The 12965-nt window shown below is 36.0% G+C and carries 12 protein-coding genes; 11 read left to right on the forward strand and 1 reads right to left on the reverse strand.

All coding sequences use genetic code 11. The features are described from left to right. The first annotated feature begins 4 nt into the window (after nt 1-4). The 11 genes from cydD (at nt 5) to J3U66_RS04005 (ending at nt 10661) form a co-directional block, all read left to right on the forward strand. Nucleotides 5-1723 (forward strand): heme ABC transporter permease/ATP-binding protein CydD, encoded by a 1719-nt coding sequence (gene cydD / locus J3U66_RS03955; RefSeq protein WP_267333216.1) that lies wholly within the window; start codon nt 5-7, stop codon nt 1721-1723. Next, complete coding sequence (gene cydC, locus J3U66_RS03960; RefSeq protein ID WP_267348058.1) at nt 1717-3348, forward strand: heme ABC transporter ATP-binding protein/permease CydC; 1632 nt, start codon at nt 1717-1719, stop codon at nt 3346-3348. Before cydD ends, cydC begins: the two co-directional genes overlap by 7 nt. A gap of 178 nt (nt 3349-3526) precedes the next feature. Beyond that, nucleotides 3527-3844 carry a ribosome silencing factor gene (rsfS, locus tag J3U66_RS03965; RefSeq protein ID WP_065634195.1) on the forward strand — a complete coding sequence of 106 codons (318 nt, stop codon included), beginning with the start codon at nt 3527-3529 and terminating at the stop codon, nt 3842-3844. Nucleotides 3845-3848: 4 nt separating this feature from the next. Further along, the gene (gene rlmH, locus J3U66_RS03970; RefSeq protein WP_267333218.1) at nt 3849-4319 is read left to right on the forward strand and encodes a 23S rRNA (pseudouridine(1915)-N(3))-methyltransferase RlmH; all 471 of its coding nucleotides are present in this window, start codon (nt 3849-3851) and stop codon (nt 4317-4319) included. Between the two features lie 19 nt (nt 4320-4338). Continuing rightward, on the forward strand, nt 4339-4803 hold the full coding sequence (gene ybeY / locus J3U66_RS03975; RefSeq protein WP_267348059.1) for an rRNA maturation RNase YbeY: 465 nt from the start codon (nt 4339-4341) through the stop codon (nt 4801-4803). 73 nt (nt 4804-4876) lie between these two features. Continuing rightward, a complete protein-coding gene (gene corC / locus J3U66_RS03980) occupies nt 4877-5749 on the forward strand; it encodes a CNNM family magnesium/cobalt transport protein CorC (RefSeq protein WP_267333220.1) in 873 nt (290 codons plus the stop codon). Further along, nucleotides 5742-7283 carry an apolipoprotein N-acyltransferase gene (lnt, locus tag J3U66_RS03985; protein WP_267343742.1) on the forward strand — a complete coding sequence of 514 codons (1542 nt, stop codon included), beginning with the start codon at nt 5742-5744 and terminating at the stop codon, nt 7281-7283. The genes corC and lnt overlap by 8 nt, the downstream gene beginning before the upstream one ends. Nucleotides 7284-7512: 229 nt before the next feature. Continuing rightward, on the forward strand, nt 7513-8421 hold the full coding sequence (locus J3U66_RS03990; protein WP_267333222.1) for a glutamate/aspartate ABC transporter substrate-binding protein: 909 nt from the start codon (nt 7513-7515) through the stop codon (nt 8419-8421). Between the two features lie 80 nt (nt 8422-8501). Further along, a complete protein-coding gene (locus J3U66_RS03995) occupies nt 8502-9236 on the forward strand; it encodes an amino acid ABC transporter permease (RefSeq protein WP_065799040.1) in 735 nt (244 codons plus the stop codon). 1 nt (nt 9237) lies between these two features. Next, nucleotides 9238-9939 (forward strand): ABC transporter permease subunit, encoded by a 702-nt coding sequence (locus J3U66_RS04000; RefSeq protein ID WP_065634202.1) that lies wholly within the window; start codon nt 9238-9240, stop codon nt 9937-9939. Next, nucleotides 9936-10661 (forward strand): amino acid ABC transporter ATP-binding protein, encoded by a 726-nt coding sequence (locus J3U66_RS04005; protein WP_065634203.1) that lies wholly within the window; start codon nt 9936-9938, stop codon nt 10659-10661. The genes J3U66_RS04000 and J3U66_RS04005 overlap by 4 nt, the downstream gene beginning before the upstream one ends. A 439-nt stretch (nt 10662-11100) precedes the next feature. On the opposite strand, the gene recD is transcribed toward J3U66_RS04005, so the two are convergent. After that, on the reverse strand, nt 11101-12957 hold the full coding sequence (gene recD, locus J3U66_RS04010) for an exodeoxyribonuclease V subunit alpha (RefSeq protein WP_267348061.1): 1857 nt from the start codon (nt 12955-12957) through the stop codon (nt 11101-11103). Nucleotides 12958-12965 lie beyond the last annotated feature (8 nt).

Genomic DNA, 12965 nt, shown 5'->3' on the forward strand with positions numbered 1-12965 from the left:
TTTCATGTCTTTAGATAAACAACGTCAAACCTATCTACTTAGTTGGTTAAAACAGCACGCAAAACTACATAAAGCTGATTTGCGTGCTTCACTATTAACTGGCCTTTTACTCACTATTTTGATCATTGTTCAAGCAGCGCTATTGGCTATTATTTTGCAAAAATTAATTATTGAACAACGTAATTTAAATAAAGTACTGCCCTATTTTTTAGCGCTCGTCATTACCTTTCTAGCGCGTGCTGCATTGATTTATTTTCGTGAAAAAATCAACTTTTCATTGGCTACAAAAATTCGCAAAAACATTCGACACCAGCTTATCAATCAACTTGAATTACTAGGCCCGGCTTATTTGAATCAGAGCACTACAGGTGCTTGGAGCACTTTACTCATTGAACAAGTTGACAAGCTGCACGATTTTTTTGCTCGTTATCTGCCTCAAATGCGGCTAGCGAGTATGGTTCCTATATTAATTTTCTTTGCTATTTTACCGTTCAACTGGGCTGCGGCAGGTATATTACTATGTACAGCCCCACTTATTCCTATCTTCATGATTTTAGTTGGAATGGGGGCTGCCGATATTAATCGTCGCCATTTTAAAGCACTCGCTTACCTTAGTGGGCATTTTTTAGATCGCCTAAAAGGATTAGCAACCATTCGGTTATTCAATCAAGGTGATAAACAAGCCAAACAAATAACCCAAGCATCTGAAGATTTTCGCATCAAAACCATGCAAGTATTAAAAGTAGCATTCTTATCCTCTGCGGTATTAGAATTTTTCACTTCAATATCAATTGCAATTGTTGCAGTCTATTTTGGTTTTTCTTATCTAGGTGAATTTAATTTTGGTTCATACAATAGCACAGTGACGTTATTTGCAGGCTTTTTTGCGCTTATCTTAGCGCCTGAATATTTTCAACCACTACGCGATCTTGGCACATATTATCATGCCAAAGCAGAAGCGATTGCAGCGGCCGATAATATCGAAACATTTTTAAGCCAACAGCAACCAAAACAAGCAAGTCATAACTTACAAACCAATATTGAATTTAAGCAAACATTACAGACGATTAAAGCAACTAATTTAATCGTCATGTCTAGCGAAGGCTTGCCTATTGTAGGGCCTTTAACTTTCACGCTAAAGGCACCGTTCAATCTAGCTTTGATAGGAACCAGTGGTGAAGGCAAAACGTCATTAATGAATGTATTATTGGGCTTTTTACCCTACCAAGGATCGCTAACCATTAATGATATTGAATTTAGCCAAATAGAGATCAAAACATGGCAACAACAAATTAGTTGGATTGGTCAAAATCCTTACTTAATTAATGGCACTGTGCGCGAAAACATTTTACTGGGTAAACAAAATGCATCAGACCAAGAACTCGAAACCGTCATAAAAAAAGCGCAATTACTAGATGTTATAGCCAAATTGCCCTCTGGTATAGATACACAAGTAGGGGAAGATGCAGTGAGACTATCAGTTGGGCAAGCCCAACGTATAGCGTTAGCTAGAGCAATGTTAAAACCGTGTCAATTATTGATTCTTGACGAACCCACAGCCAGCTTAGATAAGCAAACGGTACAGCAAATTGATCAACAACATATTGCGATCAACACGATTACCATTACTCACCAAAATGAAGATATGCAACAGTATGATCAAATATGGCAATTGTCACAGGGAAAACTACAGAGTATTAACGGCAAGGAGCATGCATGTTAGCCATTTTACGCCCCTATATTGCACTGTATAAACACTATTTTTGGCAAATTATTTTGGGATTATCACTGTCTATACTGACGTTATTTGCCAGTGTTTTTTTATTATCTTTATCCGGTTGGTTTTTAGCCTCAACAGCGGTAGTGGGTGTTGCAGGTTTGTATACGTTTAATTATATGTTACCGGCGGCAGGTGTACGTGCGGCAGCAATTACACGAACAGCTTCACGCTATATGCAACGCTTAGTGGATCATAACACGACCTTTAAAATTTTAGCGTATTTAAGAACGTTAGCCTTTAAAAAAATATTGCCGCTAAGTGCTAATCAATTAGCGCATTATCAAAAAGCTGACTTACTTAATCGTTTTATTGTTGATATTGATGCACTAGATCATCTTTATTTAAAATTATTTTCACCAATTGTAACGGCATTAGTCATGATTGTGCTGCTATTTATTGGATTAAGTACCATTAATCTACCCATTGCATTAATCATTTGTATTATACTTACGGTGACCCTACTTGCTGTGCCCATTATTTTTTATTATGCTGGTAAGCAATTGGGTGAACAGCTAGCTCAGCAACAAAGTGAGTATCGATCGCTGTTAATCAATTATTTACAAGGGCAAGCTGAGCTCATTTTATTTAACGCACAGTGCCGTTACCGAGTTAAACTAGATGAACTTGAATCTAACTGGCTTTACAATCAACAACGCCAATCAACCTTAGTGGCATTATCAACCGCTCTGGTTATACTAATTGCAGGCTTTTTAACATTACTGGTGCTTTGGCTTATAACCCAATATACCTTATCACCGCTTGTTGCATTATTTGTATTTGTTTGCCTTGCCAGTAACGAAATTTTAATGCCAATTCCAGGGGCATTTATCTTTTTAGGTCAAGTCATTGCCTCGGCAAAACGTACAACAAATATTTTCAACCAAACACCCGATATACAGTTTGTTGAACATGGCAAAACAATTGATTTAAATTCAGCAAAATTACAATTTGATAACATAAATTTTTGTTATCCAAATCAACCTTTTGCGATATTAACCCATTTTTCATTAACGGTTGAAGCTGGTGCACATATAGCATTAGTGGGTAAAACCGGTTGCGGCAAATCAACATTACTAAGTTTAGTCACGCGTAGCTGGCAACCCAATTCTGGTACTATTTTTATTAATAACACGCCTATCGAACAACTCGATGAGCCAACTTTGCGCAAAGTTATTGCCGTTGTACCCCAAGTTATCACTATTTTTAGTGATAGCCTTCGTCAAAATCTACTCATTGGTAATAACCAAGCATCAGATAAGCAATTAATAGAGGTATTACATCAAGTCGAATTGGACAAACTACTTGCAGCCGAACAAGGATTAGATTTACCGCTTGGACAAGGTGGACGAACATTATCGGGAGGCGAAATTCGACGAATAGGTATCGCAAGAGCTTTACTCCACAACTCGCCTTTGATCTTGATGGATGAACCAACTGAAAGTCTCGATCAACAAACTGAACAGCAGATAATTCAATTAATTAAACAGACATGTGCTGGAAAAACGTTACTTATGGTTACTCATCGTTTAACCAATAATCCATTATTTGATCGGGTTATTACACTTTAAGTTATAATTACATTTCCCTACTCCCCAATGATCACAACGTTTATTGGGGATAGCTAGTGATTGTTAAGTGAGTAAACGGCTAAATTAATTTTGCTACCAAAAGTTCGGCGTATTATCACCACCATTCTATTTAAAAAATATGCTATAATGACGCTTTATATTTAACAGTAGAGAGATTATTTTGCAACAATCGTTACAAGATTTTATTATTGATAAAATTGATGATCTAAAAGGCAAAGACATTGTTACCCTAGATGTGCGAGGCAAATCAAGTATTACAGATTATATGATTATCTGTACTGGTACGTCTAATCGTCACGTTGCCTCAATAGCTGGACATTTACTCGATGAAGCAAAAAAACAAGGATATTTGGTCTTAGGTAGTGAAGGTCAAAATGATGCAGATTGGGTAGTGGTTGATATGGATTCAGTTATCGTACATATTATGCAGGAACAAAGCCGACAACTATACGAACTGGAAAAACTGTGGAGTTAATCTAGTGAAGATTCAACTTATTGCTGTTGGCAACAAAATGCCTCATTGGGTTACAACAGCTTTTGATGATTATTGTTCCCGCTTTCCTAAAGATATGCCTTTAGAACTAATTGAAATTCCTGCCGGTAAGCGCACCAAAAATGCGGATATTGTCCGCATTTTAGATAAAGAGGGTGAAATGATGTTAAATGCTTGCGGTAAAGGTAATCGCATTGTCACACTCGATATTCCTGGTAAAGCATATACAACACACAATTTAGCTCAACAATTAGAGCGCTGGAAAACCGATGGTCGCGATGTGAGCTTACTGATTGGTGGTCCTGAAGGTCTTTCTCCTGCATGTAAAATTGCAGCTGAACAGAGTTGGTCACTTTCTCCACTTACTTTGCCCCATCCACTGGTACGGGTAATTGTTGCCGAAAGTTTATATCGCGCTTGGAGCTTGACCACCAATCACCCTTATCATCGTGAATAATCGTCATTAGGAAAATAAAATGAGCGAAATTATTTTAGATTTGCAAATCGCAAGTGAAGAAACTGACAACCTACCAAGCGAAACACAAATAATGCAGTGGTTAGATGTGATTTTACCACAATTTATGGATCAAGCAGAAATTACCATCCGCATTGTTGACCAAGCTGAAAGCCAACAGCTAAACAATACTTATCGCCATAAAGATAAACCGACTAATGTATTATCTTTTCCATTTGAATCACCGATTGAAATTGATGTGCCACTATTAGGCGATTTAATCATATGTAAGCAGGTGGTAGAAGCTGAAGCGCAAGAGCAACATAAATCACTAACTTCACACTGGGCACATATGATCGTTCATGGTTGCTTACACCTATTAGGTTATGATCATATCCTTGACGAAGAAGCCGAAGAAATGGAAAATATTGAAATAGACATTATGCGGCAATTAGGCTTTGATAATCCTTATCAACCAATTGACTAATGTAAGCATTTAGTTAATATAACTATCTACCACAACCAATTAATTAATAAATCAAAACAAAGGAAGAGAGCAAATGAGTGATGATAATCACCGGAGAACCAAAAAAGGGTTTACACTATGGTTAAGTCAGTTATTTAATTCAGAACCAAAAGATAAAGAAGAACTGATCGAAGTTATCCGCGAAGCAGAAGAAAACGAACTCATCGATCCTGATACGCTTGATATGATTGAAGGTGTGATGGATATTGCAGAACAACGCGTTCGTGACATTATGATTCCCCGCTCTCAAATAATCACAATCAAAGACAATTACACGCTTGATCAATGTTTAGATATCATTTCTGAACATGGGCATTCCCGTTATCCTGTGATCAGTGAAGATAGAGATCACATCGAAGGTGTGCTACTTGCCAAAGATTTACTGATTTTTATTCGCCAAGGTGTTGCTGATTTTGATTTAAAAAAAATCCTACGACCAACGGTCATTGTGCCCGAAAGTAAACGTGTTGACCATATGTTGAAAGAGTTTCGTATGCAGCGTTACCATATGGCAATGGCCATTGATGAATTTGGTGGTATATCAGGACTGGTTACTATCGAAGATATTCTAGAGCTGATTGTTGGTGATATCGAAGATGAATACGATGAAGTCGAAGATCGTAATATTCGTCGTTTATCTCAATCCGTTTATACCGTCCGAGCGCTTACACCTGTTGAGGACTTCAATGAAATTTTTGCTACTTCATTTAGTGATGATGAAATGGATACCATTGGTGGACTGGTTATGCAACACTTCGGTCGTTTACCGTTACGCGGCGAAAGTATCTTGATTGATGGCTATCAATTTAAAGTGACGATAGTCGATCGCCGGCGTATCATTCAATTACATGTAACAATTCCTGAAGGTGCAACTATACCTAATTTAGAGCTACCAGAAAATGCTTAAACACCTTTTCCTAAGTTTAATTTTGGGGGGCATAGCTGTTTTTAGTTATGCGCCTTTTCATATTTGGCCGTTAGCTTTTATCTCATTTATTGGTCTATTATGGTTGATTGCTGATAAATCCAAGAAACAGGCCTTATTGATAGGATTAACTTGGGGAATAGGTTATTTTGTTGGTGGTGTGCATTGGATTTATATCAGTATCAAACAATATGGTGAATTACCCACCGCAATGGCTATTGTCATATTGGGACTATTAATTGCCTATTTATCGCTTTATCCAATGCTCTTTGCACTGTTATTAAGAACGCTGGATCGCTATGCTCCTGCCTTTTCTTTTAAACAACTTGTTATTACTGCACCTGTAATTTGGCAATTTAGCGAATTTCTACGTGGCTATATTTTAACAGGATTTGCTTGGCTAGAGCTTGGATATAGCCAACTAGATAGCCCTTTGCGTGCATATTTTCCTATTATTGGTATAGAAGGGGTTAACTTAATTACTAGTATTATCTGTGGATTAATACTTTATATTTTACACCAATTGCGCTCCAAGGTTCATAAAAAGCACGTGCTTGGTGCGATAATTGCACTAATAGCGATCTTTATTGCACCAATTTCACTCAAAGATATTAATTGGACAACTGTAGATCAGAATCGTATAGCCAACTTTTCGTTAATCCAAGGCAATATTCCACAATCATTACGTTGGAATAGTGAACAATTGGAAAGCACGTTAAAAACTTATTATCAACTCACACAACAATCATTAGGCAAAGATAAAATCATTATCTGGTCAGAAGCGAGCATTACTGACTTCGAGATAAATCAACAACCATTTTTATATTATTTAGATAACCAAGCGAGAGCTAAAGGTTCCGAAATAGCGGTGGGTATTATTGATTACCGTTTAAAAAACGCTGAAGACCAAGCTAACGGTGATATTTACAATACGCTCTTAGTGTTAGGAGGTAAAGAAGCTTATCAGTATCCAACAACCAATCGTTATCAAAAACATCATTTAGTCCCTTTTGGTGAATTTATTCCGTTAGAATCTGTACTTGAACCGATTGCCGCATTGCTAGACATTCCTATGTCATCAATGAAACAAGGCGATAAAAAGCAACCCCAATTAACAATGCAAGGATTTAAATTTACAACGGCAATCTGCTACGAAGTGATTTTATCTAATTACATATGGCATAACTTTCAACAGGATACTGATTTTTTACTGACTGTATCAAATGATGCTTGGTTTGGTGATAGTATTGGGCCAAAACAACATCTACAAATGGCACAAGCAAGAGCATTAGAGTTTGGCAGACCCTTAATCCGTAGTACCAATAATGGCATAACTGCAATTATTGATAAAAAAGGCTATATTATTCAGCAAATACCTGCATTTACTGAAGGTGTGTTAAATGCAACATTATCCCCAACCACTGGTTTAACCCCTTATGCAAGATGGGGAAATCTACCTTATTATGTTCTTATCCTATTCATGTGTATTATCACTTTTATAAAAAAACGTTCATAATTTAAGATACTGGCATAATTATTGCTTAAATTAAATTGAGTTCCAACTAAAACCTGAGGCTTCATTAATTGCTAAAAATGCAAAATATCAATTAATGTATCTAGCTCCAATAATCTATAAATAAACAGTAAAAAGTACTTTTATGCTAAAAAATAAGTTATAATATACGCCCTTTGTAAAAATATTAAATAAATTTAATATGATACAAAATAAACAGTAGGAGATGACTATGAACAAAAAAACAAAATTAACCAAATTAGTTTTATCATTTGCAATGTTAGGTCTAATGGCTGGAACTGCAGTTGCAGAAGAACTCAGTGGTACATTAGCTAAAATCAAAGAAAGTGGTGTGATTGTTGTTGGTCATCGCGAATCGTCAATTCCGTTTTCCTACTACGGTGATAATCAAGAAGTTATTGGTTATTCGCAAGATTATTCTAATTTAATTGTCGATGCAGTTAAAAAAGAACTTAATTTACCAAATCTTAAAGTAAAATATTTACCAGTTACGTCTAAAACACGTATTCAACTACTAAATAACTACACTTATGATTTTGAATGCGGTTCGACAACGAATAATCTTGAACGTCAAAAAACTGTCGATTTTTCAGATAGTATTTTTATTGTTGGTACGCGCTTTTTAGTAAAAGCGGACAGTAATATTAAAAGTATTGAAGATCTTAAAGGCAAAAATGTGGTTACCACTGCCGGCACTACGTCTGAAATTCGTTTAAATCAAATCAATGCTAAAGAAAACCTAGGTATTCGTATTATTACTCCTAAAGATCATGGTGATGCATTTAATGCGCTTGAAACAGGACGTGCTGAAGCATTTTTAATGGATGATGCGTTACTTGCTGGGGAACGTTCGCGTGCAATAAAACCAAATGATTGGAAAATTGTTGGCGAGCCATTATCTTATGAATCTTATGGCTGTATGTTAAGAAAAGGTGATGTTCAATTTAAACAATTAATGGACAAAACTATTTCTGACGCACAAAAATCAGGAAAAGCACTTGAATCTTACAACAAATGGTTCACTCAACCTGTTCCACCAAAAGGCGCCAACATGGCACTTGAAATTTCACCAAAAATGGTTGAGCTGTTTGCAAATCCTAATGATAAAGCATTAGATTAATACTATTCTTATCTTTCTAATCCATGTACTAAATGTATTAACATTTAGTACATAACCTAAATTAGTGAATTAAATATATTATGAGTTTTAATTGGACACTATTTTTTGAACCCACCCCTTATGGTGATGGGATTTACTTAAACTGGCTATTAGATGGCATCTTTGTGACAGTGTCGTTAGCTGTGACCGCTTGGATCATTGCCTTTGTGTTAGGATCTTTGGTCGGGATATGCCGAACACTTGACAATAAGTTTCTTAATAACTTTGCGGCAAGTTATATTCAGCTGTTTCGTAATATTCCATTACTTGTACAGATGTTTTTATGGTATATGTTATTTCCAGAAATTTTAACAGGTAGCTTAAAAACATGGTTTATATCTGGCTTATCGCCAAATGTCAGCTCTTTTATCACAGCAGCAATTGCTTTAGGATTATTTACTTCAGCACGTATCGCAGAACAAGTAAGAACAGGTATTCAGACTTTACCTAAAGGTCAACGTTATGCGGCTATCGCACTTGGATTAACGAATCGTCAAGCATACATATACATTCTATTACCTAATGCTTATAGACGTATAATTCCACCATTAACCTCAGAAATGACGAATATCATTAAAAATTCATCTGTGGCGTCAACTATTGGGCTAATCGATCTCATTGGTCAAATTGATCGCATTAATGAATCGACTAATAGTATTGTGGAGATACTTTGTGGCGTCACTATTGCATTTATGTTAATCAATTATGCAGTACTGACTATTATGCGAATTGTTGAAAAACATACGCGCTTACCTAACATGAATCATGGAGGATAAAATGCAGTTATTCGATTGGATTGCTAATATACCTTCATTAGTATCAGACAACTATCATCTTTTATTAAGTGGTTTATGGTTGACCACAAGAATTACACTCAATGCGGTCGTTTTTGGCATTGTTTGGGGAACAGTGCTTGCATTAATGCGTTTATCAAATAACAAAATACTTAACATATTTGCTAAATGCTATGTGAATTTATTTCGTTCCATCCCACTACTTTTAGTACTGTTATGGTTCTATTTAGCGCTTCCGCAAGTTATTAAATATGTATTTAACTTACCACCTTATGCCGATGTTCGCGTTGTATCAGCAATGATTGCCTTTGCTTTATTTGAAGCAGCTTACTATTCTGAAATTATTCGCGCAGGTATTAACGCTGTCGCTAAAGGCCAATATCACGCTGCTTACGCACTCGGTATGACCAAAGCGCAAGCGATGCGATTAATCATTTTACCGCAAGCATTTAGATCAATGGTACCGCTATTACTCACTCAAGGTATTATCTTATTCCAAGATACATCTTTAGTTTATGTCATGAGCTTGATTGATTTATTTGGCGCAAGTGTGACACAAATCGGCAACGTGCAAGGTGGCACGGTAAAATATTCTATGATTATTTTTGCAGCAGCAAGTTATTTTATAATTTGTTTTACTGCTTCACGTTTAGTTAATTATTTCAAAAAAGGGATAAATCGATGATCTCCTTAGAAAATGTATCAAAATGGTATGGACAATTTCAAGTATTAAAGAACTGCTCAACAAAAGTGGGAAAAGGCGAAGTAGTCGTTGTTTGTGGCCCATCTGGCTCAGGAAAATCAACACTAATTAAAACTGTAAATGGTTTAGAACCTGTACAAAAGGGTAAAATTATTATAGATGGCACAGAAATCACGGATAAATCGACCAACCTAGCTAAACTTCGATCTAAAGTAGGCATGGTGTTTCAGCATTTTGAATTATTTCCCCATTTAACAATATTAAAAAACTTAACCCTTGCTCAAATCAAAGTATTGGGAAGAGCAGATGAAGAGGCGCGTGAAAAAGCTTTAAATCTATTAGAACGTGTAGGTTTACTGGCGCATGCAGATAAATACCCTGCTCAGCTTTCTGGTGGACAACAGCAACGAGTAGCAATTGCCCGTGCACTTTGTATGGATCCTATTGTTATGTTATTTGATGAACCAACATCTGCACTCGATCCTGAAATGGTTAATGAAGTGTTGGACGTTATGGTAGAGTTAGCTTATGAAGGTATGACTATGATGGTAGTGACGCATGAAATGGGCTTTGCTCGTAAAGTTGCACATCGTGTTATCTTTATGGATGCAGGTGAGATCATCGAAGACACATCAAAAGAGCAATTCTTTACTAATCCACAATCAGATCGTGCTAAAGACTTTTTAGCAAAGATTATTCATTAATTATCATCATAAAAATAAACAGCACTTGGTTAATATAGCAAGTGCTGTTTACCTAGATTACTGCTTATCATCTACATAAAAAAAATTATGTAGATAAATCATTCCTCATTATACATTAACAACGTTTATTTTTATCTAGTTAGTTTGACAAAAAACCTTCACTAAAATTGATGAGTTATCTTTGCAAGTCAAATATTGCCAGTAATGAGATATATCTAAATAGCTTAACAATAAATAAGGATTGATTTAAGAAAATAATAAACTATGCACCATCAATTTGGTATTTTAAAAATGCATAACAAATTATTCCAGAAGCTATGTCTAGACTACCTAAATTATCCTACCCGCTAATTATATTTACGAACTTAAACAGCTTAGCGCTATTATTGACTAAAACAATTAGCAAACTTTTTAGACTAAAAACGTTACCATCACTATGTTATGGGCAAGTATTTTCTATTTGTTGAGCTAACCCACTTTCACGATGTATTTGACTTTTGACGGAAAGCGCTAAAATTTGAGTATCGGCATAAATCGATACAGTTTTTTTAGCTCGCGTAATTGCAGTATAAAGTAAAGAGCGATTGAGTAATGGTGAATAATCAGTTGGCAATATAATATTTACATCATCAAATTCTGAACCCTGTGATTTATGAATAGTCATTGCATAAGCCGTTTCATGCTCAGGTAACCTGAAGGGTGAAAACCCTTTGATAGAACCATCAGCAAAAGGAAAATAAACACGTAATTTACTACTATCATGCTCAGCAGGTAGGGCTATGCCAATATCACCATTATATAACCCTAATGCGGCACTATTACGTAAAATCATAATAGGACGGCCGATATACCATGCTTCTTTATTTTTTATGTGAATTAACTTATGGTTAGCTAATAGAGATTCAATTTGTGAGTTTAAGCCGCTAACACCGAACATTCCTGATCGCAAAGCACAAAGCAGGCGATAGTTGGCAAACTTAGCTAAAATGGACATAATATCATTATCACCACTAGACTTGATTGCCTTTAAATAATCTGAATAATGTTTAACACTTTCATTTAAAATAGACTGATAGGTCTGTTTTGATGTTAAATTATAGAAATGAATGTCATTAAATTCAGCATTCCTGAGCAGTGCTTTTACCTTGCTAACACTGCCCTCTTTTACCGCATTAGCCAATACACCAATACCTGAGGTTTGATCAAATCGGTAACTTTTTTGTAATAAGCATATACTATCGGTAATTGTTGCAACTTTCTGCTCACTCGGCACAACATAACCGGTTAATTGCGTTAGCTCCTTGGCGCGTGAAGGGCTATAGCCTTTACCAATAAAAGCGCAAAGATCACCAAATACCGCGCCAGCCTCAACCGATGAAAGTTGGTCTTTGTCTCCTAATAGAATTAAACGTGCCGCAACGGGTAATGCATCAATCACTCGCGACATCATATTAAGATCAACCATTGATGCTTCATCAATCACCAATACATCAACGTGAAGAGGATTTTGTTTATTATAATGAAATGAACGATTATCTGCTTTAGCGCCCAATAAACGATGTAAAGTAATGGCTTCTGCCTTAATATTAATTTTTTGATTAACAGGCAATTGTGCTATGGCTTGGCTAAGTGATTCTGTTAACCTTGATGCAGCTTTCCCCGTTGGAGCAGTTGCAACAATGCGAGAATTAGGATTGGTTAACAAAATGCCAGCTAATATTTTAGCCACTGTTGTGGTTTTACCGGTACCAGGTCCACCCGAAATAATAGCCACTTTACGCGTTAACGCCACTGCCACAGCGATTTTTTGCCAATCAATGGACGCCGATCGTTGAGTAAATAATTGATCTAAAATCGTAATTAAATCAGCCTGTGATGCTAATTGTTGTTCAGATGAGGGTTGATTAAAATAAGATGCAACTTGCTTTTCATCTAGGTACATACGTTGAAAATAGAGTCTATTATCAATAAATACAAGCGGTGAAAGCAACGTGCCGTCGCTGATTATCTGATTATTTTGTGCTTGCAAAATAGTGGTTAACCAATCTTGCAAAGTGGGGGAAGCTAAATCACGCCAAAGCTGCGGATCATAGTTTTGCTCGTTTATTTGGGAAATATCCAAACAAACATGCCCCGCTCTTACCTCAAAACTGAGCAATAAAACCAAAAAAGCCAAACGTTTAACGACAATATCATCAGTTAGCTGTGATTTTTTTGATAAAAACAGCGCTAAATGAATATCAAGTAAATTAATTTGACTATTTTGTTTAAACTGATTTAACCACTGTGTTAGCATACGTTATT

The sequence above is a fragment of the Gilliamella sp. B2969 genome (assembly GCF_026536195.1).
GTDB lineage: Bacteria > Pseudomonadota > Gammaproteobacteria > Enterobacterales > Orbaceae > Gilliamella.

Coding starts and splice junctions, on each gene's coding strand:
- ybeY (WP_267348059.1), top strand. CDS start 4,339: ATGAGCGAAATTATTTTAGATTTGCAAATCGCAAGTGAAGAAACTGAC.
- cydC (WP_267348058.1), top strand. CDS start 1,717: ATGTTAGCCATTTTACGCCCCTATATTGCACTGTATAAACACTATTTT.
- J3U66_RS04005 (WP_065634203.1), top strand. CDS start 9,936: ATGATCTCCTTAGAAAATGTATCAAAATGGTATGGACAATTTCAAGTA.
- J3U66_RS04000 (WP_065634202.1), top strand. CDS start 9,238: ATGCAGTTATTCGATTGGATTGCTAATATACCTTCATTAGTATCAGAC.
- recD (WP_267348061.1), bottom strand. CDS start 12,957: ATGCTAACACAGTGGTTAAATCAGTTTAAACAAAATAGTCAAATTAAT.
- cydD (WP_267333216.1), top strand. CDS start 5: ATGTCTTTAGATAAACAACGTCAAACCTATCTACTTAGTTGGTTAAAA.
- J3U66_RS03995 (WP_065799040.1), top strand. CDS start 8,502: ATGAGTTTTAATTGGACACTATTTTTTGAACCCACCCCTTATGGTGAT.
- corC (WP_267333220.1), top strand. CDS start 4,877: ATGAGTGATGATAATCACCGGAGAACCAAAAAAGGGTTTACACTATGG.
- J3U66_RS03990 (WP_267333222.1), top strand. CDS start 7,513: ATGAACAAAAAAACAAAATTAACCAAATTAGTTTTATCATTTGCAATG.
- lnt (WP_267343742.1), top strand. CDS start 5,742: ATGCTTAAACACCTTTTCCTAAGTTTAATTTTGGGGGGCATAGCTGTT.